Origin of the sequence: Micromonospora sp. 050-3, assembly GCF_046549335.1 — a bacterium.
Classification (GTDB): domain Bacteria; phylum Actinomycetota; class Actinomycetes; order Mycobacteriales; family Micromonosporaceae; genus Micromonospora; species Micromonospora trifolii.
In genome coordinates, this window is sequence record NZ_JAJPVX010000001.1 from 975,505 (window position 1) to 998,113 (window position 22,609).

The 22,609-nt window shown below is 68.3% G+C and carries 23 protein-coding genes and 1 pseudogene; 10 read left to right on the forward strand and 14 right to left on the reverse strand.

Annotated features, from left to right (window positions below; translation table 11 throughout):
* Positions 1-373: 373 nt before the first annotated feature.
* Positions 374-1,189: a hypothetical protein gene (locus ACLJOK_RS04490; protein WP_410816303.1), complete on the reverse strand. Its 816-nt coding sequence runs from the start codon at positions 1,187-1,189 to the stop codon at positions 374-376.
* 39 nt (positions 1,190-1,228) lie between these two features.
* Between ACLJOK_RS04490 and ACLJOK_RS04495 the strand changes: the two genes are divergently transcribed.
* Positions 1,229-1,855 carry a TetR/AcrR family transcriptional regulator gene (locus ACLJOK_RS04495; RefSeq protein WP_410816304.1) on the forward strand — a complete coding sequence of 209 codons (627 nt, stop codon included), beginning with the start codon at positions 1,229-1,231 and terminating at the stop codon, positions 1,853-1,855.
* A gap of 242 nt (positions 1,856-2,097) precedes the next feature.
* Here the strand turns inward: ACLJOK_RS04495 and ACLJOK_RS04500 are convergent, their stop codons facing one another.
* Complete coding sequence (locus ACLJOK_RS04500) at positions 2,098-2,553, reverse strand: DUF1772 domain-containing protein (RefSeq protein ID WP_196926089.1); 456 nt, start codon at positions 2,551-2,553, stop codon at positions 2,098-2,100.
* Positions 2,554-2,747: 194 nt separating this feature from the next.
* On the opposite strand from ACLJOK_RS04500, the gene ACLJOK_RS04505 reads away from it, so the two are divergent.
* Entirely contained in the window at positions 2,748-3,368 is a 621-nt protein-coding gene (locus ACLJOK_RS04505) for a TetR/AcrR family transcriptional regulator (RefSeq protein WP_410816305.1), read from the forward strand.
* 515 nt (positions 3,369-3,883) lie between these two features.
* Here the strand turns inward: ACLJOK_RS04505 and ACLJOK_RS04510 are convergent.
* From ACLJOK_RS04510 to ACLJOK_RS04525, 4 genes are all read right to left on the reverse strand, one after another.
* Positions 3,884-4,414, reverse strand: a complete 531-nt coding sequence (locus ACLJOK_RS04510) for a YfbM family protein (RefSeq protein ID WP_410816306.1) — start codon at positions 4,412-4,414, stop codon at positions 3,884-3,886.
* 290 nt (positions 4,415-4,704) lie between these two features.
* A complete protein-coding gene (locus tag ACLJOK_RS04515) occupies positions 4,705-4,986 on the reverse strand; it encodes a hypothetical protein (protein WP_410816308.1) in 282 nt (93 codons plus the stop codon).
* A 336-nt stretch (positions 4,987-5,322) separates the two neighbouring features.
* Positions 5,323-6,528 (reverse strand): hypothetical protein, encoded by a 1,206-nt coding sequence (locus tag ACLJOK_RS04520; protein WP_410816310.1) that lies wholly within the window; start codon positions 6,526-6,528, stop codon positions 5,323-5,325.
* On the reverse strand, positions 6,525-7,049 hold the full coding sequence (locus ACLJOK_RS04525; protein WP_410816312.1) for a SigE family RNA polymerase sigma factor: 525 nt from the start codon (positions 7,047-7,049) through the stop codon (positions 6,525-6,527). The genes ACLJOK_RS04520 and ACLJOK_RS04525 overlap by 4 nt, the downstream gene beginning before the upstream one ends.
* Before the next feature lie 451 nt (positions 7,050-7,500).
* Between ACLJOK_RS04525 and ACLJOK_RS04530 the strand changes: the two genes are divergently transcribed.
* On the forward strand, positions 7,501-8,013 hold the full coding sequence (locus tag ACLJOK_RS04530) for a hypothetical protein (RefSeq protein ID WP_410816314.1): 513 nt from the start codon (positions 7,501-7,503) through the stop codon (positions 8,011-8,013).
* A 239-nt stretch (positions 8,014-8,252) separates the two neighbouring features.
* Here the strand turns inward: ACLJOK_RS04530 and ACLJOK_RS04535 are convergent, their stop codons facing one another.
* Positions 8,253-9,089: an SDR family oxidoreductase gene (locus ACLJOK_RS04535; protein WP_410819265.1), complete on the reverse strand. Its 837-nt coding sequence runs from the start codon at positions 9,087-9,089 to the stop codon at positions 8,253-8,255.
* Complete coding sequence (locus ACLJOK_RS04540) at positions 9,079-9,441, reverse strand: nuclear transport factor 2 family protein (RefSeq protein WP_410816316.1); 363 nt, start codon at positions 9,439-9,441, stop codon at positions 9,079-9,081. The genes ACLJOK_RS04535 and ACLJOK_RS04540 overlap by 11 nt, the downstream gene beginning before the upstream one ends.
* A gap of 78 nt (positions 9,442-9,519) precedes the next feature.
* On the opposite strand from ACLJOK_RS04540, the gene ACLJOK_RS04545 reads away from it, so the two are divergent.
* Positions 9,520-10,314 (forward strand): MerR family transcriptional regulator, encoded by a 795-nt coding sequence (locus ACLJOK_RS04545; RefSeq protein ID WP_410816318.1) that lies wholly within the window; start codon positions 9,520-9,522, stop codon positions 10,312-10,314.
* Between the two features lie 558 nt (positions 10,315-10,872).
* Here ACLJOK_RS04545 and ACLJOK_RS04550 read toward each other — a convergent pair.
* From ACLJOK_RS04550 to ACLJOK_RS04560, 3 genes are all read right to left on the reverse strand, one after another.
* Positions 10,873-11,655, reverse strand: coding sequence for a hypothetical protein (locus ACLJOK_RS04550; RefSeq protein ID WP_410816320.1), 783 nt, complete (start codon positions 11,653-11,655; stop codon positions 10,873-10,875).
* Between the two features lie 722 nt (positions 11,656-12,377).
* Positions 12,378-12,950: an OmpA family protein gene (locus ACLJOK_RS04555; RefSeq protein WP_410816322.1), complete on the reverse strand. Its 573-nt coding sequence runs from the start codon at positions 12,948-12,950 to the stop codon at positions 12,378-12,380.
* Positions 12,951-12,966: 16 nt separating this feature from the next.
* Complete coding sequence (locus tag ACLJOK_RS04560; RefSeq protein ID WP_410816324.1) at positions 12,967-13,569, reverse strand: hypothetical protein; 603 nt, start codon at positions 13,567-13,569, stop codon at positions 12,967-12,969.
* A 240-nt stretch (positions 13,570-13,809) separates the two neighbouring features.
* Here ACLJOK_RS04560 and ACLJOK_RS04565 point away from each other — a divergent pair, with 240 nt between their 5' ends.
* Positions 13,810-16,893 carry a BTAD domain-containing putative transcriptional regulator gene (locus ACLJOK_RS04565; protein WP_410816326.1) on the forward strand — a complete coding sequence of 1,028 codons (3,084 nt, stop codon included), beginning with the start codon at positions 13,810-13,812 and terminating at the stop codon, positions 16,891-16,893.
* On the opposite strand, the gene ACLJOK_RS04570 is transcribed toward ACLJOK_RS04565, so the two are convergent.
* Positions 16,878-17,417, reverse strand: coding sequence for an RNA 2'-phosphotransferase (locus ACLJOK_RS04570; protein ID WP_410816328.1), 540 nt, complete (start codon positions 17,415-17,417; stop codon positions 16,878-16,880). The two genes, ACLJOK_RS04565 and ACLJOK_RS04570, sit on opposite strands and share 16 nt — an antisense overlap.
* 221 nt (positions 17,418-17,638) lie before the next feature.
* Here ACLJOK_RS04570 and ACLJOK_RS04575 point away from each other — a divergent pair.
* Positions 17,639-17,930 (forward strand): annotated as a pseudogene (locus tag ACLJOK_RS04575) (GNAT family N-acetyltransferase); the annotation flags it as partial.
* A gap of 7 nt (positions 17,931-17,937) precedes the next feature.
* Here ACLJOK_RS04575 and ACLJOK_RS04580 read toward each other — a convergent pair.
* Positions 17,938-18,933: a DUF418 domain-containing protein gene (locus tag ACLJOK_RS04580; protein ID WP_410816330.1), complete on the reverse strand. Its 996-nt coding sequence runs from the start codon at positions 18,931-18,933 to the stop codon at positions 17,938-17,940.
* Between the two features lie 146 nt (positions 18,934-19,079).
* Between ACLJOK_RS04580 and ACLJOK_RS04585 the strand changes: the two genes are divergently transcribed.
* The 4 genes from ACLJOK_RS04585 to ACLJOK_RS04600 all read left to right on the forward strand — a co-directional run bounded on the left by ACLJOK_RS04585 (position 19,080) and on the right by ACLJOK_RS04600 (position 22,366).
* On the forward strand, positions 19,080-20,237 hold the full coding sequence (locus ACLJOK_RS04585; RefSeq protein WP_410816332.1) for a sensor histidine kinase: 1,158 nt from the start codon (positions 19,080-19,082) through the stop codon (positions 20,235-20,237).
* A complete protein-coding gene (locus tag ACLJOK_RS04590) occupies positions 20,234-20,872 on the forward strand; it encodes a response regulator (RefSeq protein ID WP_410816333.1) in 639 nt (212 codons plus the stop codon). Before ACLJOK_RS04585 ends, ACLJOK_RS04590 begins: the two co-directional genes overlap by 4 nt.
* A 248-nt stretch (positions 20,873-21,120) precedes the next feature.
* A complete protein-coding gene (locus ACLJOK_RS04595; RefSeq protein ID WP_410816334.1) occupies positions 21,121-21,264 on the forward strand; it encodes a hypothetical protein in 144 nt (47 codons plus the stop codon).
* A 157-nt stretch (positions 21,265-21,421) separates the two neighbouring features.
* Positions 21,422-22,366: a TIGR01777 family oxidoreductase gene (locus ACLJOK_RS04600; RefSeq protein WP_410816335.1), complete on the forward strand. Its 945-nt coding sequence runs from the start codon at positions 21,422-21,424 to the stop codon at positions 22,364-22,366.
* A gap of 74 nt (positions 22,367-22,440) precedes the next feature.
* On the opposite strand, the gene ACLJOK_RS04605 is transcribed toward ACLJOK_RS04600, so the two are convergent.
* Positions 22,441-22,569, reverse strand: coding sequence for a hypothetical protein (locus tag ACLJOK_RS04605; RefSeq protein WP_410816337.1), 129 nt, complete (start codon positions 22,567-22,569; stop codon positions 22,441-22,443).
* Positions 22,570-22,609: the final 40 nt, after the last annotated feature.

The window sequence follows — 22,609 nt, forward strand, 5'->3', positions numbered from 1 at the left end:
GGCCGCGGCGTGCTCACCGATGCCGGAGAGACGAGGGGCCTTGACCTGCGGTGATGGAGGTCGGGCGGTGCGGCGTGACCTCCCAGTAGAGGTCGAAGTGATCAGGCGTTGCTGCGCCCAGGATGGCTGGCGCCGGCCGGCGTCTCGGTTCGCGTAAGGCCACGTCTGCAGGCATGCTGCAGATCGATGTGGAGCGTTGCGGGTGAGCTTGCTGGACTCCGCCGCAGTTCCGTCATTCGAGACGCAGATCCCACCCGGAACGTCCTGAGCAGGCCCTTCAGTCTGGAGACCTCTGCGGCGGACCCGAAGAGGTCGGCCCGTTTGCTCTCGGTCGTCAGTTGAGCGGCGTCCGCTCTCGCCGATGAGCGGATGTCTATGCCTGCGCGCTCTCCGGCGGTTCGACGCGCTGCTGTGCTGGATGGCGACGCTGGCCGTCGGGTAGATCGGCCTGCCGATGTGACTCAACGGGACCGGTGCGTCGGTTATTCGGTATCGCCTGGATGGGAACGGATGTCAGGCGGATCAGGGTGATGCTGTAGGCGACGATCCACACGACCCAGATCAGCCAGCCGACAAGGCCGAGGAGACTGACCGTACCGGGGTCGTCGATGGCCAGAGGGCTCAGCACGGCCGAGCCGAACTGGAGTGCGGCGGCAAGCAAACCGATCCCGCTGTGCCAGCGGCGGATCAGGCCGTCGCGTCGGCCGCTGATGGACAGGCCGGTCATGGCCAGTGCCAGGAAGGTGCCGTTGAAGACGAACAGCGCGTTGTGTAGTGCCCAGAGCCCGGCGATCGTGCTGCTGTCCTGCGCGGTCGTTGACGCGAGCGCGAGCCGGGTGGCCATCACGCCGGTGAAGGTGACGTTCTGCATGATCACCCCGGCGAACCCGACCAGGGACCAGGCTGTGCCGTGCTCGCGGTCGGAACGCCACAGCACGGAGACCGCGCCGGCGCCGAACAGGGTTGCCAGCACCCAGGCGATCGGGGCGAGTGCTGACGCGAGGCCGACGGTGTTCTGTTGGGTGGTGAAAAACTGGACAACGTCGTTGGTCTCAGCGCCGGTGTGGGGCAGGCCGGCTGGCACCAGGAAGGCGTTGGTGGAGGCGATCAGGATGGCGAAGCCGAGTCCGGCGAGTCCGGCGATCCGCGAGAACGTCCAGGTGCTTCCGACGCCGAGTTTACGCAACATATATTCAATATAAGGCCCGGAAACTGAAAGAGGCAAGCCATGACCGACGAGACAGGCAGGCGGAGGTACGAGTCACTGCGCCGGGCGGCGCAAGCGGCAGAGACCAGGGGTGGGATCGCCAGCGCCGCTCGTCGACTGTTCCTCTCCCGCGGCTGGGCGGCGACCACGGTACGTGACGTGGCACGGGAGGCCGGGGTCTCGGTGCCGACCGTCTACGCGGTGTACGGGAACAAGACCGGGCTGATCCAAGCCCTGGCCGACGCAGCCGACATCGCCGCGAATCCATCGCAGTCGCTCGCCGAACTGGAAGGGGCCGAGAACGATCCGGTGCGGCAACTCGCGGCGATGGCCGGCTACGACCGGCGCCTCTTCGAGCGCGCCGGTGACATCATCGCGCTCGTGCGCGAGGCGGGCCGCACCGAGCCCGAGCTGGCGACCGCCTACCGCGACGGCCGTCAGCAGGGGGACGAAACCAGGATCCAGGTGTTCTCGTCGTGGCCGGGCGGCGTTCTCCGGCAAGGATTGGACATTTCGTCGGCCGTCGACATCTACGCGGCGATCTGCAACATCGACGTCTACACCACACTGACCGACGAACGCGGCTGGCAACCCGATCAAGTCGAACGCTGGTGGACCGAGGTCCTGGCCCGCGAACTCCTGACCTGACGTGTCATGAGGCGCCTCATGACAGGCCGTCCTGGTACGGAAGATTACGAGGTAGACGACGACCACGAAGGCCACGCCACCTCGTCCCACGGGCACCGCATCCAAAACCAGGCGGGTTCTGGCCGCGACTGACCGTCGGCAAGCCGGTCGCACTTGATCCGGTATCCGCTTCTGCAATCCCCTACACCACAACGGATCCCGTCAACTCACTTCACGCGGTCAACGGGTAACCCAACACTCTCTCAGCCGACCGTGGCGACCGAGAGAGCGACGAGCAGGAAGGCCGCGAGATAGGCCCACGAACGGTATCCCTGAAACCACTCCCAGCGGTTACGGCGCTCTTGCCAGCGCTCCGGAGGGAAATCCTTGTCCCAGCGCAGTGTGGACAGGTTGATCGGCACGTTCACGACCACGGTCGTGACGATGCCCGTGGCCCAGGTCGCGGCCGCAACCCAACGCAACACCTCGGGCAACCCCGCCCCATCAGGGCGGGCCGCGTAGCTGATAGCCAGCACGAGCGAAGCCGTCATCAGCACCGGCATCACAATCCCGAAGGTACGCAGCAGACCCTGTTCGACCAGGATGTGGTCACGCGGCGCCAGACGCTTGACCACCGGATGCACAAAAGCATAGGAGCCGAACTCGGCGCACGCCGTGAACCCCAGCACCGCGACGGTGGCGAACATCAGCACGTCCACACCCGGTCCTCTCATCGTGCCGGACTGCACAGTGTCACGCCCCATCGGCGAGCTGTGCCTCAGCATCCGCGACGTGACACCGCACATGAGAAGGCACGGCTGGAGCCGATCGCCGCGATCGCCGGTGCTCCCGCCGAGGTGGCCGATCGGCAGCGTATCGCAGAGATTATTGATTGATTGATAACATGTCAACCATGGGCCAGAAACGAATCTCCTCGTCCCAGCGACGCGCTTCCGTGCTCGCTGCGGCGATCCGGATCTTCGGCAGCAAGGGCTTCGCCGCAACCACCACGGCAGACATCGCCCGCGAGGCCGCCGTGAGCCAGCCCTACGTGGTGTCCCTGTTCGGCAGCAAAGACGCGCTCATCCGAGCCGCGATCGAGCACGCGCTCGACAGAGTGGTCGAGGTGTTCGAGCAGACGATCGACGACGACGCACCTGGCGACCTCGCACCGCGTATCGGCATCGCCTACCTTCAACTGTTCAAGGAGCAGGGATTGCAACTCTGCCTCGCGCACGCCTTCACCGCCGGCACCGATCCGGAGATCGGGCCACTCGCCAGAGACGGCTTCCTCCGCGTCTACCGAGTGCTCGTCAACCGCGGCGATCTCACACCCGAACAAGCCAGTCAGACCCTCGCCGCCGGCATGATGGCCAACGTCATCCTCGGCTTACGTCTGGCCGACGACTATGACCGTGAACCCGTAATACGCGAACTCCTCTCGGCGACCTACCCGAGCAATGTCGAGCTCCTCAGGACCGTCACCGGTGCCTACGATGGCGTCGCCCCTCTACAAGGTGGGGCCGGCGTTTGATCCGCTGGTGGGTCAGGTCAACGACGGGACGGTCGGATCGTTGGGTTGCAGCACATCCGGCTATCCCGGCGTCCGGCGCTCACGCTGATCGAGTATCCGGATCTGCCGCTGACAAGGCGCGGCGATCGTGCGCGGTCTCCCCGATCGACCGATGCGGCTGCGGGAGCCAGCGCTGGTGCCCACCAAGGCCCTGGGCCGGCAGCTAATGATCGGCGGCCTGGTGCGAGCCCGGTTTGGGGGAGCAGGTTGGGAGCCATCCGGCTGGGCTTGTCTTCAGGTGGTCGACCTTCAACGTCGAGGGCCGGGGTCGCTCACCACGTTCATCATCGGGATCCTGCCGTGGCGTGGCGACGCACCGCCTACTGAGGACGACGTTGCCCGTCGCACTACGAGGACTCCGGCGTCGGGGCCGTCCATAGGGTCTGGGCTTGGCGTGCCACGATCCGTAGGGCGCAAGACATGGCTGCCTCTGTCTGACATGAGCACTACCGGCGCTGCGGCGGCTGGGCCGCCGATCAGTCAAGCCAGCAGATCACCCCGGCACCATCGCGGGCGGCTGCAGCGAAGAAGGTCTGGACGCCTGGCAGATAGTGGGCCACCCACGCGAGTTCGCTGGGCCCCTCCCAGGGGCCGGGGTAGATGTCGGCCCGTTTCAACTCCTGCGGATCGACGCCCCGAATGAGGCCGTCTTCGGTGAGCGCGGCCAGTCGCGAGGCCGCCGTCGCTACTTGGACTGGCGTCAGATAAGAGGGTGGTCCGTAGCCCCAGTCATCTTCGAGGTTCTCCAGGAAATCGAACATCTCCTCGCTGTCAGGCTCGACGTCTGGCAGCTCCACGAACCTCTCCGCGCCCAGGACCAGCGGAATTCCGAAGCCCAGCCGATCGAGCAGGAAATCAAGCCCGTTCCATGCCTTGTCGGTGGCCGCCCAGCGTTCGGAGTTGTCGTCCCGTTCCGTCATGGCGAGTTCGTAGGCCCAGTCGAGGTCAGTTCTCGCCTGCTCCAGTTCGTCCGACGAAACGCGCAACCAGTTGCCGTTCATGCTCATCGCGCGAGCCTAAGTGCTGGCTACGACAGTTCCGTCGACAGCGGGCGAACGTCTCCGGCAACCTGGCGGCGCACTGTTCTGCCGCTGACAGGCGCGGCGATAGTGAGCGTGCTCCCCGATCGACCGATGCGGTTGCGAGAGCCAGCGCTGGTGCCAACCAAAGCACCGGGCCGGCAGCTCACGATCGGTCGGCGGTCGGCGGCCCGATGCGAGCCCAGTCTGGGGAGCAGGGTGGGAGCAGCGGGGTGCCCGAACGGCCTTGAACTGCGCCCAACGGCGCCGAACGGCACTCAACTGCACCCACAGTTGTTGGTGATGGCCAGACAGTTGACGTGCCAGTTGTAGAGCGCTTCGGCCGAGTCGTTGGAGCTGTAGCGGATCGCTCGGCTGGCCTGTTCCAGGCGTTCGTCCGAGGGCGTTTTGTTCGCCTCCGCCGTTCGGCGCAGGAGGTCCGCGACGATCCAAACCTTGATCATCGATTCGGTGGAGTTGGTCGACTTGGCACTGTTGGCCGAGCCGGCGGTCTGCCCGCTCTCGCGGTCCAGCAGTGCCCACGCGACGAAGCCGTCCACCGGCACCGATAGCGGTGCGGCGGCCAGGGTCGGCGGCGGTGGCGGGGTCGCGCGGGCGGCGGGGTGGTGGGGGTGGCGGATGCGGAGTCGGTCGGATCGGGGGTGGTGGCGAGTCTGGCGTACGCGGCAGGGACCAGCAGGACCCCGCCGAAGACGATCGCCGCGACAGCGAACACCATGATCACGCGAGGGCAGGCTCCAGGGGGATGGGCCAAGGGGGTACGTGTTGCAGATGGGCGGTACGGGGGCGGGCCGCGCCGCGGTGACCCGACCCGCCCCGTACCGGTGTCAGCTGGTCTGGCCGACTTCGTTGACGATGCCGAGGTCCATCACGGCTCAGAAGGTGATCTTCGCGGCGCTGCTCGGCAGGCCGGCGGAAGAGCCGATGAAGAGGTGGTCGGCGTACTCGGCCGGTAGGTGCATCGAGTGGGTCACCCGACCGGCCAGGTCGACCACGAGCAGGCGGTCGTACTCGTCATCACCTGGTCCGAGGACTGGGGCGGGCTGGTCCGACGCCGGTATCCCGCCCTGGTCGTGGAAGACGCGGATCAGCAGATGCTGATCATCCGTCCAGCCGATCAGGCCGCCGGAAATGGGCACCTTGAAGCTGTGCTGGACCGCCCCGGTTGCCGGATCGACCACCGTGACGGACGTCTGCTGCACCCCATCGGAGTACGGCGCTAGCGCCAGTTGCCCGCCGTCCGGGAAGAAGCTGACGTCGTCCAGCGGGCCGCCGCTGGCGGGAACGGTACGCACCACTCTGCCAGCCAGGTCATAGAAGCGGATCCCGGTCACCGTGGGCTCATCGACAGACTTGGAGAGCGTCAGCGCGAGCCCGTTACTGTCTGGCGTCCAGATCAGGCCGGTGGCCTGGTCGTTCTGCGCGGCCAGGTCGGGCAGTGGGACGAACGTTGTCGTGAGCGTCTCCGGATCCACCAGCACGAAGCCGGGCGTACCCGTTCGCGGCATGTGGGTGAAGAGGATGCGCTGCCCGTCCGGCGACCAGCGCCCGTCGCTCGAATAGCCGGGGAAGCGGGCGTCGCTGGCGCTGCCGAAGTCGGCGATCCACCGTACGTTCCCGCTGGCGCGGTCCAGTACGCCCGCCCGGGTTGGATAGCGCAGACTGTTGTCACCCGTCGCGACCAGCACCTGGCTGCCGTCCGGGGACGGCATGGCATACCGGTACGGCACCCGGTCGTACCGGCCGGTCTTCGCGTTCAGTAGGAGCGAGTACTGAAAGTGCGGGCTCGGATCATCGATCTTCGGATCGCGGATGCCGCTGTACGCGGTCACCACGAGTGGCCTCAGCCCGTTATCGGCGAACTGGTCGCCGGCCGTACCGCTGATCGGGGCGATGACGGCGACCACGCCGATCAGCGCGGCGCAGATCGCCGCGGCGAAGCCACCGCCGACGGCCAGCCGGGTGACCCGTTGCCGGCGGGCGCTGACCAGTGCGGCCTGGGCCAGCCCGACCGGCGCGGGCGCGGTCTCGGCCAGTTCCTCGAATGCGGTCCGGAGCGCTCTGGTGAGGTGCGGGTTCATCGGTCTGCCGCCTCCTTCGTGGCGAGGATGTCGAGCCTGGGACAGAGCTCGCGCAGCCGGGCGAGAGCCCGTGCGGCCTGGCTGCGTACCGTGGATTGGGTGCAGCCCAAAATCTCCGCGATCTCGCTGTCCGGCCGGTCTTCGAAGTAGCGCAGCACAAGCACCGCCCGGTGTTTGGGCGCGAGCTGCGCCAACGCCTGTCTGAGCGCCAGGTTGAGGTCGACGGCGGCGGTGGCGTCGGCCGTCGTCGCGACCTCCGGCAACTGTTCAGTGCTCACCTCGCGCCCCCGCCGGAGGCTGCGCCACCAACTCGTCTGCTGGCGGTACAGCGCGGTGCGCAGGTACGCCTCGGGGTTTCCGGTGCGGATCCGCCCCCAGTGTCGGGCGCCCTTGGTCAATACCGTCTGGAGTAGATCCTCGGCCTGCTGACGGTGCCCAGTCAGGGCGAGCGCGGTCCGGAACAGTGCGTGCGAGCGGGCCGCGATGAAATCGCTGAACTCCCGATCGAGGTCAGCATCCATAGGTGTACCTATCCCTCATGCCGATAACAACGCCAGGCCCGCGGTGGCTGCTGCTCTGCCGGCCAAGACATTTGCCGCCTGACCCCGCCTGGCCTCGGACGAGCACGATCTCAGACCCGAATCCGCGGGTAGTTGACGCGACACGGCGGGCCAGGCAGAGGTTGAGGGCTTTATTCGAGCGTTCCCGTGGTGGCGACATGGCCGCTGCGGCGCTCGATCAGCTGACCCTACCGACCACCTTGACAGCGAGCAGTAGCAGACGCCGCCCAGGTGGTGCCGCTCGATCACCTCGGCCGGTGTCTCCACGCTGCAGAGGTGGACCTGCATGGGGAGGTGGATACAAGATCTCGGAGGCCAGTGCCGTCGCGTGCCGTGCCCGCTCCAGTCCTTGCCAGATCTGCTTAGCCTGATAGACACGGCGTCCTCAGGGGGTAGCAGTAAAATGTCGCAGTTGACCAATGTTTTGGCCCTTGTGGTTGCGTTAGCCGCCGTTGTCACATCGTCGTTCTTGGCCGGGCGAGCGCTTCGATTGAACCAGAACGCCAACCATCTGCCCATCGTGCTCGATGCACTCAAGGCGCAACGATTGCCAGAATTCACGCGTCGAGAGGCGGAGCTGTGGGAGGAGCTGCCCAAGCATGACGTCGCCCTGGGCTTCACCAGACTCCCGGAGCCGCTCCGAGGTCGCGCCTTCGAAGTTAGTTGCTACTACCAGCACCTGAGCTATCTTGCGGAATACGGTCTGGCCGACTGGGACTTCATCGCAGTGCAGACCACTTACCGGATGTTACGAACCTGGGGTTGCATTCAGGCGCATGTCTATGCGGAGCGGAAGTACCGTGGATCGGAAAGCTCCTTTCTGAACTCGTACGAGGTATTTGCCGGAAAAGTAAAGCAAACCGACATCGACGCCGCGACTGCGCGGCTTTACCGCCGAGGGCAGCGCCAGCGCGAACTTCGTTGAACATCGCCCCCCGCCCACGGTGACTTGGCGTAGTCGACGGACGGTCGCGACCCCTCCCGCAGGCGGACCGACGTCGATGGTTGCTGCGTACTTCGTGGCATACGCGGCTCTGCACTTCAAGCAGTACGCGACAACTACTGCACCGAACCGCCTTGATCACTGCCCGAAACCCGCCGACTAGCCTGCCCAAACCGCGCCACAGAGCACGGGCACCTGACTGATCGAGACCGTTTGCGGGCTCAGACGGTCGGGACTGTTCCGCCATCGATCACGTACTCGGCGCCCACGATGGCCGAGGCGCGGTCCGAGACCAGGAACCCGACCAGGTCGGCGATCTCCTCAGTGTTGGCAAACCGTCCCAGGGGTACGCCTCCGAGGGAGTCGTAGATGCTCTGCTTGGCTTGTTCGCGGCTGATCCCGTTGCCCTCGGCGATTCGGTCCACGAACCTCTCGTAGGCCTCCGTCTCGATCCCGCCGGGGCTGATCGCGTTGACGCGGACGCCGCGCGGGGCGAGCTCGTTGGCGAGCCCCTTGCTGTAGGTGCGCAACGCGGCTTTCGCTGCCGCGTAGGCCAGGGACGCGTCGTACTGAGGAAGTTCACGCTGGATCGAGGTGAAGTGCAGCACGACCGCCGATCCGGACTCGATCATCGCCGGGAGGAGAGCTCGATCGAGCCGCACCGCTCCGAGGAAGTTCAAGTTCAGCTCGATCATCCACTGATCGTCGGTGATGACCGCGAACCCACCGGACGGCGTCGAGGCACCTCCGACGACGTGCACCAGGATGTCCAGTGCGCCGCCGGTCTCGGCGATCCGGTCGGCCACCACCTTCGCGCCCTCGACCGTCGAGGTGTCGGCCTCAATGAACCGGTCGGGGTGCTCGTACCCCTCGGGCATCGTCCGGGCCGTCACGTAGACGTCGGCGCCCATCTCCCGCAGTCTCTCGACGACGGCCTTGCCTGAGCCCTTCGATCCGCCCGTGACCAACGCACGGCGTCCATCGAGACGATCGCGATCTGAAGTAGGCACTCTCTCTCCTCTGAAGATTGACGTGGTGCGGGTCTTATCAAGATCCATGGTTGGCGATGACGAGTTCGGTGACGAAGTCCTCACGGATAGTGAACCGGTAGTCGAGTTCGGCGACGCCGCCTGGGAAGGTTCCCTCGAGCCGCAGGGTCACCACCCAGTGGCAGTCGTCGATGCGAGCAGCACCGATCTGCTCGGTCGTGTACTCGAACTCGGAGCCGGCGGTCCGCAGAAACGCGTAAATCTGCTCTCGGCCGCGGAAGGACTCGCCCTGATCGACGGCCACCGCGTCCTCGGTGAAGAACGAGGATGCTGTGTCGGCGTCGCGAACGACGTGAGCGGCGAGGAAACCGCGGACGGTGGTGGGGAGTGGATCGGACCGGAGGTCGTTGTGGTGTGTCATGAGCCCACCGTGTGGCCTCGCGGTGCAGGAAGGTCAAGCGCTGGACTCTCCCCCTGGGGGAGCCTTCATACTGCGGAGGTGCTGACAATCGGGGAGTTCTCGCGCCTGACCCACCTGAGCGTGCGGACCCTGCGTCGGTACCACGAGAGCGACCTGCTGGAACCCGCCGTAGTGGACGAAACCTCCGGCTACCGCTACTACGCCATCGAGCAGATCCCGACCGCCCAGGTCATCAACCGGCTCCGCGAACTCGACGTCCCCCTGGGCGACGTGCAGCGGATCCTGCGGTCCCCGGACCCCGGTGTCCGCGCGACCCTGATCGCCGACCACCTCCAACGCCTGGAGGCCGAACTCGACCGCACCCGAGCCGCGGTCGCGTCGCTGCGCCGCCTGCTCCGGCCCGACCCCGCGCCGATCAAGGTGGAGCTCCGCGCCGAGCCCGCCCGCACGGTCGCGGCGGTGGCGGCGGTGGTCGACGAGGGCGAGGTCGAAGCCTGGTTCGCGGGCGCAATGGCCGAGTTGGAGGTGGCCGTTGGCGACGCGGTGACCGGTCCACCGGGTGGCACCTACGACAACTCTCTGTTCGAGCAGGGCCGCGGTCACGTGTTGGTCTACCTACCGACGGCCGCTCCACCTCGTACCGGACGGGTGCACGCCGCGACCCTACCCGCCGCGGAACTGGCAGTGGCCACCCACGTTGGCGAGCACGATGGCATCGAGGTCACCTACGGCGAGCTCGGTACCTGGGTCGTGAAGAACGCGATGTCGGTGGCGGGGCCCGTGCGGGAGATCTACCTCGTCGGACCTAAGGACGCAAGCGATCCAGCCAGGTGGCGCACCGAGATCGGGTGGCCGGTGTTCCGAGTGACCTGAGTGGGTCGGCGGACCGACGGTCGAGAACGTCACACGAATGCAACCGTCACCACACAGGGCGCCGCTCACTGCGTCAGCGGTCTCCTACCTATGACTCTTAACGTCCGGAAGAACCGCTCCACCAGGCCATCGGTCTGCGCCCCCGGTTTTGCCCGCGACGACCGCGCCGACCGCGTCGACGTGCGGGCCAGGCACGGGGTGTGGCGGCGGGCCCCGCGTACCGCACCGATCCGCTCGAACACCCGCCGGCCGACCCCAACGCCACGACGGACGGCACCACCACCAGCTCGGCACGTCCGCTGGCGGCGTAGGCGACGACCAGGGATGACGTCGAGCGGCTCTACCGGCCTGGCCGGCCCGTGACCGTGCACTGGAACGTCGAGTCAACGGGCGACCAGGGGGTACCCCGCTGCGGCTCGAGTTGACCGCGAGCCTGACCGATCGTTCAGCACCCTGGACGACCTCAAGGCCGGCGCACGATGGGCCCCACCCGTTCCCGGGTTGGCTACCTTCACGGGCCGCAAGGGTTCGACCATCCGGCACGCCCGGGGAGCAAGGTCAACTCCCGGCTGGCGCTCCTGTGTAGCGGCGTCGCCCGGCGCCCGCCGCCGAGTTGCTCGTGGCCTTCGGGGCCGGGGTGGCAATCGGCGGTGGCGCGACGGCCTTCAACGGCCCTGGGATACCCAACTCCTCCACCACCCAAATTCTCTTCGCCGGTATCTCTTCCTTGGTCTGGAAGTTGTTTGGGTCGCCGCTGTGGTCGTGGCGCCACGCGTCGTTGCCGTCGAGGGCGCTTTTCGGCATGTCGAAGGCGAGGACGATCCCGCCCTCGCCGGCGACGTCGCGCAGGGTTGGCTCGCCGCGTTTCTTTCCCATGGCCCATTCGGTGTGCTGCCGGGCGTAGGACAGTGCCAGGTCGAAGTCGAGGGTGACGGTGTTCCAGCCATTGTCCTTGCTCTCGCTGGCGACATCGTGTTTCTCCCAGCGCTTGCAACCGATGTCGCTGCCGGCTTTGCCCGGCATCAGCCCCGTGGCCTGGATGCCGTCGCCGTAATAGTTGCACCGGTTGGTGCCGTGGTAGAACCGGTAAACGTCCGCGGGCGGCGGCTTCTGAGGCGGGTTGGCCAACAGCCACAGCTGTTGTTGCACGTTGTTGTGCCTCAGAAGCGCCTCCTCGGTGGTTGTGTCCACGCCGAGGTGCTCGAATGCGGTGGCCAATCGGTACAGGATCAGCTTGTCCGCGACGGCGACGAGCTCTGGCGCGGCGTACTTCGGGGACAGGACGATGGTGTTGGTGCCCGGCACGTGGTCGCTGCCGACGGGCGTGTGGAGAAGACCCACCGTTAGTGGAATGGAGTATCTGGTTTCGATAGCTCTCACGACATCGGCGACCACCTGCTCGGCCGCGAACCAGTGCGCCAGACGCGCGGACAGTGTCTGATCCGGGACCGGTGCTGATAGTTGCGCCCGTGCAGGGTCAGCGGTGGCGTCCCGTGGCGGGCGGGTCGGCTCGTCGGGATGGACAGGCCCCGTGGGGGCACCGGATTGGACGGGCACCAGTGGGGGCCGAGGAGTCTGCTCGGTGGGTAAATGATTCGGCTGCATTCCGTGAAGTTACGCATAGCCACCGCCGCGAGTAATCGTGTAGTCATCAAACGGACCCGGGGATGCCTTGGTTCTGCGGTCGTGGCAGCTCCATGACCGACCGCCGCCATCGTGATATTTATTAGCAGCGATGAGTACCTCCGACATGGGCTAGACCAGCGACAGGCGGACGCGACGCTTCGGTGCGCGAGCCCAACCGCGGCCGCATCCTGGGCGAACCCGAACTGGTCAGGGCTCGCTGCTCTCCGGCCTGGCTGGTGCTCTCGACCCCCGGCATGTCGACCCTTGTCACGGAGTCAGGCTGCGTCGATGGCGATTGTGGGTGCGGTCGTGGTGGCTCGGCGGGACCTGCTGTGGCGCCGCGCGGGGCCGAGCCCGTCAGTTCCCGCAGCATCCCCGCAGCAGCCCGACCAATGGGTCAGCTCGACCTGGTCCCGCCGTGCCCGTACACAGATGGATCATTTGTCGAAACGGATCTCGACCCGTCGGTTGCTGGCCCGGCCCCTCGGGTTGTCCTTGCCCGCTATGGTGTTCGCCGCGACGGGTCGCGTCTCCCCGAAGCCCTCAATCGCGTAGGTGAGTTGGCTGTCGACGAGTCCCGGGGCCAGAGCGTCTCGAACCGCCTCGGCTCTCCGGCGGGACAACGCCAGGTTGGCCTCGTCGCCACCCACCGAGTCGGTGTGTCCAAAGATCTGGACCGTGCCGGTGGCCTGCTCGCGGAGTCGCGTCGCGATCTCGGTCAGCCGGGTACGGGCCGCCGGAGAGATATCGGCCTTGCCGAAGGCAAAAAGCACGTCCGCCGCCAGGGTCAGCTCGATGCGCCCACCGGACTCCGCCTCCCGGGTGTTGCCGTCGAGGTCCTCGGTACGTAGGAACACGTCCTCGATCGGCGCCTGAATGTCGAGGATCGGGCTGCTCACCTGATTGCCGATTTTACGCGTTGGTCCGGGCAGGACCGCGTCCGGGGACGTCGGCGCGGCCCAGGCGACTGCCGGATCACTGACCAGCAGGAGGGCCAGTGCGATCGCCACCGGCGCCACTTGCCGGCTAACCGAGCGGGACATTCTCGAAGACCGGAACGCGGGGAATGACGACGTCGACGGCGGTGACATCGTCCGGCGGGGCGCCGAACATGGCATACAGGTCCACCGACTGACCGCCCTGAACGAATACCGACTGGAGGTCGGACGAAGCGAGGTACTTCACCTGACCGGGTTGCGCGTCCGGTTCGCCCGTCCGGGCCACCAGGTGCCGCTTGCGATTCTTCCGGTCGATCAGTGTCACACCCGAGAAGGCCAACGAGGGGGTGTCGCCTTGAAAGGCGCTCGCGATCTGCCAGCGGTTCGGGCTGCCCGCGGCATCCGTGCGGGTCAATCGGACGCTGAGATTGACGAACCCGTTGTCTCGCCGCAGCGGGTACAACTCCACCTTGATCGAAAAGAGGGTGCCACCTTCGCTGATCTGAATGTCACGACTCGCGACGGCGGCGCCGATCGGCTCGGGCTGACCCGGGGCGGCACCGATCGTGTCCTTCGAATCCTTGGTGGCACCCTCTGTTTGGTCGGTCCTGTCGAAACCACAGCCGGTGAGAGCCAGGGTCATCGCCAACGCGAGCGAGCCGGCGCGGATTGTGTGATGACGCAAGAGCACGACATTCCTTCCCGTGGACCGGTCGGTCGCCGCGGGCTGCCGACCGCGTGAGTTTCAGATACTCGCCGTCCCCGTTCGACGTGAGCGCGGCTGGTGCCGGCCGCACGTCTAAGCCGGACGGCTCGTTGACCGTCGGTTGGGGTAGGCGCAATGATCCGCAACCGTGGATGCAGGAGCTTTGCAACTGGCTTGCAGACCACCACAGGGGGACCCGCATACTCGCGGAGAGGGGGCAGGTCGATGGAGTTCCGGGTGTTGGGCACTGTCGAGGCGTGGGCGCAGGGCGCGCGGATAGACCTCGGCGGGCGTCAGCCCCGACTGGTCCTCGCGGTGCTGCTGCTCGAGCCCGATCGACTGGTGTCGGTGGACCGGCTGATCGACCTGGTGTGGGGTCAGGAACCGCCACGCAGTGCCCGAGGCACCGTCCAGGCGTTGATCTCGCGACTGCGCGCCGCGCTACGGCAGGCCGGGGCGCCGGTGGAGTTGATCGGTCGCGAGCCCGGCTACCTGCTACGGGTCGATCCACTGGCGGTCGACGCGCACCAGTTCACCGCACTGGTCGCGCAGGCCCGTACCGTCGACGACGACACCGCGGTGGACCTGTTCGACCAGGCGTTGGCTCTGTGGCGCGGAGAACCGCTCGCCGACGTGGCCGACGAGCAGGTGCGACACCTGCTCTGCGCGCGCCTGCACGAGGCCCGCTGGGCGGCAGTGGAGGATCGGGCCGACGTTCTGCTGCGGCATGGCCGTTCCCGGCAGGTCGTCGACGAGTTGACCGACCCGGTGGCCTGGCAACCCAGCCGGCAGCGGCTGGTAGGTCAGCTCATGCTCGCCCTCTATCGGGAGGGCCGCGCGGACCACGCGCTGGCCACCTATCGGCAGGTCCGCGATCGGCTCGCCGACGAACAGGGCCTCGATCCGGGTGCAGCCCTGCGCACGCTTGAGGCACTGATCCTGCGTGCCGACCCGACCCTGGAGTTGTCCGCCGAGGCCGCCAGATCAGGCGGGGGAGCGGGCTCCCCGCCGGTTCGCCCTGCCGGGCTGCCACACCGCATCCCGCACCTCGCCGGCCGGGACTCCGAGTTGGCCCGGCTCAACGCCGGGCTGACCGAACCGGCTGTCGGCACCCGAATCTGGGTGCTCAGCGGCACCGCCGGGGTGGGCAAGACAGCTCTCGCCCTGTACTGGGCGCACCAGGTCAGCGCGGCGTTTCCCGACGGGCAGCTGTACCTGGACCTGCGGGGCTTCGACGCCGACCGCGACCCGGTAGCGCCGCAAGCGGCGCTCACCCAGCTGCTGACGGCGCTCGGGATCGACCCGAGAGCGGTGCCGCACGACGTGGACGCCCGGGCGGCACTGTTCCGCTCGCTGCTGGCCGACCGAGACGTGCTACTGGTCTTGGACAATGCCCGTGACGTCGGCCAGTTGCTGCCGCTGCTCCCGTCCTCAGGCACGGTGCTGGTCACCAGTCGGCACCGCCTCGGCGAGTTGGTGGTGCGAGCCGATGCGCGGTCGCTCCCGCTCAACGTGCTCACACCAGTGGCGTCGATACGGCTGCTGACGACGCTGCTCAGCGAGCCGGTCGTGCAGGCCGAGGCGACCGCGGCGGCCGAGTTGGCCCGGCTTTGCGGTCACCTGCCGCTGGCACTGCGCATTGCCGCGGCGAACGTCCAGGCGCCAGGGGGACCGGACATCGCCGGGCTGGTCCGCGAGCTGACCGACGGGGACCTGCTGGGCGGGCTCACCGTCGATGGCGCTGAGGAGGGCGCAGTGACGAAGGCCTTCGCCCTGTCGTACCGGGCGTTACCGGCCACGCTGCGGGACATGTTCCGCCGGCTCAGTCTGGTACCCGGGCCGAGCATCACCGCCGGCCCGGCGGGCGCGCTCGCGGACGTGCCGACGGCCACCGCCACCCGACGGCTGCGCGCGCTGGCCGCAGCGCACCTCCTGGAGCGACATCCCGGAGATCGCTACCGCTTCCACGACCTGCTGCGCCAATACGCCATGGACCGGGTCACCGGGGAGGAAGTCCCGGCCGCCCGGGAGGCGGCCCGGCAGCGGTTGTTCGACCACTACCTAGACATGGCGGACGCCGCAGGCCGTCGAATCATTCCGCACTTCGTACGGCTGCCACGCCCGCCGGGCACGGACCCGTTCACCGACACCGACGCAGCCCTGGCCTGGCTCGACGCCGAGTCGGCGAACCTCACCGCGGCGGTGGAGCAGATCGCCCTGCAGGGGCCCAGACGCTACGCCTGGCACCTCACCGACGCGATGCGCGCCTACTTCCACCAGCGGGGTCGCCGTGAGGAGTGGCTGATCACGGCGATGGCGGCGCTCGCCGCGGCCCAGGCCGATAACGACGCCCAGGCCCAGGCCGCGATGCACCAGAGCATCGCGCTGGTGCAGGTCAACAGCGGCCGGTACGAGGAGGCACGCCAACACCTGCTCGACGGACTGCTCTGTACCGATGTGGATTGCTGGGAGGAGGGGCGTAACGGCATCCTCAACAACCTCAGCGCGGTCCACCAGCGCCTGGGTGACCCGCGAGCGGCGATTCACTGCGCCCGGCTCTCATTGGCGCTCAGCCGTCAGTCGGGCAACGACGGCGGCGAAGCGATGTCCCTGGCCAACCTCGGCTTCTCGTACTGGCAGCTCGGCGCCTTCGTGGAGGCCGACGCGCACTTCTCGGCGGCACTCGAACGGGGTGAGCGCGCTGGAGCGCACTACAACGTGGCCGTGCTCCTGGTGGACCTGGCGAACGTGCGCCGGGATCGGGGCGACCACACCGGCGCCGATGACCTGTACGCCCGTGCGCTCGTCGCTAACCAGGATCTCGGCTACCGCTACGGCGAGGCGACCGCTCTCGCCGGTCGGGCGGTGCTCTGGTGTGACACCGGTCGGGCAGAGAAGGCTCTTTTCGACGCCGAGCGGGCGGTGACGCTGACCAGGGAAATCGGCGACGAAGGCACCGAGGCGTGGGCGGTGGACGCGCTGGGACGGGTGCTGCTGGCGCTGGGACACCTGAGCGAGGCGGCCGATCAGCACGGCCGGGCGCTCGATCTGGCGCGGCGCACCCGCTTCTGCTGGGGTGAGGCGACGGCCCTGACCGGCCTCGCCGCAGCAGCGTTGGCCGCGGATGATCCGGTTGCCGCAGGCCGGCACGGCCGGGCGGCATTGGCCCTAGCGGCCCGCTCGGGCTACCAGCCGATCGAGATCCGGGTTTCCCGCATCCTCGCCCGCGCCGCGGAGGAGGCCGGGGACGCGGCCGAGGCGCTGCGGCTCGACGAGCGCGCGGCACGGCTGGCTCAGTCGAGCAGATAGCCGGCCGGGACCGCGTCGGTGAGCCAGACGCCGTTGGCGCTGCGGTGGAACACGTGCCCGGCGGCGGCCATCGTCGCCGCGTCGATGGTGAGGATCACGACCCGACCGGCCCGTCGGGCGCCGACCCGGTGGGCGGTCTCGGTGTCGGCGGAGAGATGGACGTGGTGCCGGCCGCCGCGGTGCAGGCCGGTGGCCCGGATCGACTCCAGCGCACCGGCGCTGGTGCCGTGATAGAGCCGGTCCGGTGGAGTCACCGGGGGCAGCCCGAGGTCCACCGGGACCGAATGGCCCTGGTTGGCCCGGATCCGCAGCACCCCGTCGGTGCCGCGCTCGACAGCGAACCGCTGCTTGTCGTTGCCGGCGACGACCGCGTCCAGCTCGGCTCGCTCGATCCGTAGGGCGGCGAGCAGAGCGTCGACGGGGGTCCAACCAGCCGGGTCGAGCACCAGGCCGGCCCGGTCGGGATCGTGCCGGAGTGCCTTCGACATCCGTTTGCTCAACTTCACCAGGCGCTCGCGTTCCACTGTGGCATTTTGGTCGATCACCGTCGCTCAAATCGAGAGGTTTTCCGGCGACGCCGAACCCGGGTTTTTCTCCGGTGGGCCTGTCGGGTACGGCCCGCCGGCTCCAACCTGCCTACTGGAAAGGCGGGCCACCCCGAAGCTCGTCGCGTCCTGGACCCTCGAGGAGGCCGACTCTGTTCGATGAACATCACATCGCCGCGCACCCTCGGCGCCGATCATGACGGCGGCCCTTTCTCGCCGACGGGCTGGCCGAGGCGTCGTACTGGGTCCCGCCGTACGCGCGCGGCCGCCGCATTGCCCCGCGAGCGCTGAGCGCGTTCACCGCCTGGTCCTTCACCACCCCCCCTCGGCCTCCACCGCGTCGAGCTGGCGCTCTCGACGGCGAGCGTCGCGTCCTGCCGGGTGGGGCGGCACGCCGGCTTCACCGCCGAGGATACGAAGCGCAGCGAGGCCCGCCATACGGACTGCTGGCACGACATGCACCTGCACGCCTGCATCGCCAGCGACGGCTGACGGCTCGTCAGGCGCGGCGGATCGGCACCCGCTGCCACCAGGTGAGACACCGCCAGAGCCATTCGAGCGGGCCGTACCGGAAGGAGCGCAGCCAGAGCACGCTGAAGATCGCCTGCACGACCCCGATCGCCAGGCCCAGTCCGACCACGGCGCCGTAGGAGGACCGGGAGCCGATGTCGAACAGCGCATCACCGGCCACGATCAGGAACGACGCGGCGACGTAGTTGGTGAGCGCTACCCGACCGAGCGGCGAGAGCAGCGCGCCGAGCGGGCGTCGCAGGGCGGTTCGCATCAGCAGCAGGAACCCGACGGTGAAGAGGAAGGCGAAGGCGAGGCCGGCCGGCAGGATCCGGTAGTTGGCGGTCGGACCGACTCCAGCCCGGAACTGCAACCAGCCCGTCACCGCGGCGACCGGCACCGCGACGGCGAGTGCGACCGCGAGTTGCCGGCCCCGCGACGGCAGCGTGTCCGGGATGCCGTACTCCGCGATCGCCAGGCCGAGCAGGAAGAGGCCCGGGATGATGAAGAGACCGTTGAAGGTCAGCGCGGCGGCGAGGGTCAGCACGATGCCCAGCCCGAGCGCCCAGCGGCGGGACAGGTACGACGCCGGCAGGAGCACGACCAGCCCGAACACGGCGTAGAACTTCAGCACCTCGCCGGGCTGGATCAGGGTGTGCAGCGCGCCGAAGAGGCCCAACCAGAGCAGCCGGCGCAGCAGCACCAGCCGGGGGCGGTCGGTGCGCGGAGCCGCCGTACGCAGGAAGAGCGAGAAGCTGATCCCGAAGAGCAGCGAGAAGATCGGGAACGGCCGCTGTACGAAAATCAGTTCCCAGACGTACGCGCCGAGATGCTCACCGGCCGGTCCGGAGACCCGGGTCAGGTGGGTCATCTGGACGATGTTGAACATGACGATCCCGAGGAGCGCGAGCCCACGCAGCGCGTCAAGTTCGTCGATGCGTCGGGGCCCAGCTGGTTGCGCCACGGGATCGGTCGGGTGTGCCATCCGGCAATGCCACCGCAGTCGTACCCGGTCGGGACAGGCCCGGAGGTCGCCTCTGCAACCTACCTTCGTCGCGTCCCCCGGTCCCTTCGTCGGCACTCTCGCCGCTCGCCGCGCTGATCCGGGCCGGCCCGGCTAACCTGCAACGCATGAGCGCGGTGGACCGCCGAAAGGTGCCGCCACTCGCCGCCGACGTGCTGCTGGTCGTCGTCGCGGCCACGGCCGGCGTGGCCCGTGAGGTCGCCTTCCCGAGCGCCGGGTCGAGGCATCTCCCGGCCCCCGTCTGGTTCTACGCGGCGGTGCAGATCGGCGCGGCGGCTACCCTGCTGCTGCGCCAGCGCCGGCCGTACCCGATGGCCCTGGTCATCGCCGGCGTGAGCCTGCTGGTGCCGGCGTCGGCGGTCTTCCTCGCGCCGTACGCGGTGATCGTCTTCGGTCGCGACCGCCGGCGGTCCTGGGCGGTGATCGCGGTGCTCGGGGTGTGCTGGCCGCTCGGCGCGCGGCTCTGGACGGTTGACGACCCGTTCAGCGGGCCCGCACTGCTGGCCATCTCGGCCCTGCTCGGCCTCTACGTGAGTGCCCGCCGTCGGCTCGTCGCGGAGCTGCTCGACCGCGCCGAACGCGCCGAGCGGGAGCGGCTGCTCCTTGCCGAGCAGGCCCGTAGCGACGAGCGGCTCCGGATCGCCGGCGAGATGCATGACGTGGTGACCCACCGGATCAACCTGATGGTGCTGCACGCCGGTGCGCTGGGCACCAGCACGACGGATCCCGCCGTTCGCAGCGCCGCCGAAGAGCTGCGGACGACGGGCTGCCAGGCGCTGGCCGAGCTGCGCGACCTGGTCGGCGTGCTGCGGCATGGCGACCCACCGACAAACCGCGTCGCAGCGGAGGACCCGGCTGTGGAGGGCGACTTGAACGATCTCGTGACCGACTCGCGTGCGGTCGGTCTGCCGGTCCGTCTCGACGAGGAGGGTGACCCGTCGGCACTGGCACCGGCCGTGCGGCGCACCCTCTTCCGGGTGGTGCAGGAATCCCTGACGAACGTCCACAAGCACGCGCCGGGCTCGCAGGTGGCCGTGTTGATCCGCTATCAGCCGGATCTGGTGCGCGCGACCGTGACCAACGACCGGCCCGACCGTGCCCCCGATCCGGACCTCGCCGCCGCCGGCGGGGGCTCCGGCCTGGCCGGCCTGCGGAGTCGGGTCGACGTGCTGGGCGGCACCCTGGCCGCGGCGCCGACCCCGGAGGGCGGCTTCGCGGTGCGGGCCACCCTGCCCGGGTACGTGCCGACGACCGCGACGCGATGATCCGGATCCTGCTCGTCGACGACGAACGGATGGTCTGCGCCTATCTGCGGACGATTCTCGGAGCAGCCCCGGACGTCGAGGTCGTCGGCGAGGCGTACGACGGCGCGGAGGCCGTGGAGGCGGTGACCCGGTACCGCCCGGACCTGGTCCTGATGGACCTGCGGATGCCGGGCGTCGACGGGCTCACCGCCATCGAGCACCTCACCCGATCCTCGGCGCCGCCGAGGATCGTCGCGCTGACCACGTTCGACCTCGACGAGTACGTGTTGCGGGCGATGCGGGCGGGTGCCGCCGGTTTCCTGATCAAGTCGACGGCGCCGGAGGATCTCATCAACCTGGTGCGAGTCGCCGCCGCAGGGCACACGGTGCTGTCCCCGACGGCGACCCAGCGGCTGGTGGCGAGCCGGCATGACGGAGAACGGGTCCGCGAGCTGGTCGCCACACTCACAACCCGGGAGGTCGAGGTCCTCGGCTGTCTCGGAGCCGGCCGCTCCAACCAGCAGATCGCCCGACGACTGCACCTCTCCGAGGCGACGGTCAAGGGGTACGTCTCCCGGCTGTTGGAAAAGCTCGGCTGCGACAACCGCACGCAGGCGGGCCTGCTGGCGCACCGGGCCGGCATCCCGGCGAACTGAGAGCACCCGGCTCAGTCGGTCAGCATGAACCACGTCCCGTACAGGGTTTACATCTGGCGCACTCAAGACGGGGCGGCCGCCCGACGCGCTTGCCGGAGTTCGACGCAGTCTAGGTCGAGGTGTCACTCGGAAGTACGCGTAGCGGGTTGTGTCGATCCGTGCATCGCAGGGTCGTGGTGCGAGGGCGCCAGGTGGCCGCGGTGCCGCATCGCAGTCGATGGTACGTGGGCAGGCAGGGCGGTTCCGCCGTGATCACTGCCGTCCTCGTGGTGTACCTGGTCAAGGTAGGGCTGGACATGGTGGCCAGCAGCATCGGTGTGGTGCTGCCGCTGGGGTGCAAGAACGGGCAAGGCCACTGCTACGGCCGGTGGCCGCGACTGACGCCGACATGAGCTATCAACCGCTGGGTGCAGGCCAGCGAAGTAGGCACGTAGCGAAGGTTCACTGTGCCCTGCCCTGCCGTGGCAAGGCGGCCGGAGGTCCGGCGTAGCCGTACGCTCACGGCGTGGTTGAACATGTTCAAAATGAGGTGTCGGATGAGGAGGGGCTGTGAAGGTCGTCATTCCCGGTGGGACCGGGCAGGTCGGCACGATTCTGGATCGGGCGTTGACTGCGGAGGGTCACGCCGTTGTGCTGTTGACACGCTCACCGAAGGGTGAGCGGCAGGTCCACTGGGACGGCTCCACGCTTGGCGATTGGGCCAAGCAGATCAACGGCAGCGATGTGGTCATCAATCTAGCGGGACGCAGTGTGAGCTGTAGGTACACCGTGGAGAACCTCGAAGCCATGATGAGTTCCCGTGTGGAGTCAGCGCGGGTTGTCGGCGAGGCCATCGCCGAGGCGGCCCGGCCACCCAAGGTTTGGATGCAGATGAGCACCGCGACGATCTATGCGCACCGCTTTGACGCGGCCAACGATGAGTACGGCGGTCTGATCGGCGGTGGCGAGCGCGGTGTGCCCGGCTACTGGGCGTACAGCGTCAAGATCGCTCAGGATTGGGAAGGCGCGCAGGAGCAGGCGGCGGCGACTCCGGACACCCGTAAAGTTGCGCTGCGGTCGGCCATGGTGATGAGCCCCGACCGCGGTGGTGTGTTCGACGTGCTGAGCTGGCTGGCGCGGCTCGGACTTGGCGGACCGGTCGCGGGCGGCAGGCAGTATGTCTCGTGGATCCACGACCAGGACTTCGCCCGCGCCATCCGATTCCTGATCGAACGCGACGACCTCACCGGGGCTGTGAACCTAGCCGCACCCGGCCCGTTGCCACAGCGGGAATTCATGCGAGAGTTGCGTTCAGCCTGGCGGATGCCGGTCGGCCTGCCGGCCACCAGGCTGATGGCTGAGGTCGGCGCGTTCGCAATCCGGTCGGACACCGAGCTGCTGCTGAAGAGCCGGCGAGTCACCCCGGGACGCCTCTCTGATGCTGGTTTCACGTTCGGCTATCCGAAGTGGCAGACCGCGGCCGAAGACCTGGCCTCACGGCGCCGCCGAGGCTAGCGACCTCGCGCCAAAGCCGAGACGACGAGCGACCACACTTCCAGTGACGAATCGCGCCGACCGGCGGTGGAAGGTCACGCGTCCTCCTTGCCGCGATCTGCGTTCGAGCCGCCGGCCAAGTCACCCTCGACGATGAACACCTCGGACTCGCGGGTCTCACCGAGATCCGGGCTTGCCTGGCCCGTGTAGTCCGGCAGGGACAACGCGGGCCGCCGTCGCGGCCGCGTTGCATCCACCCGGGAC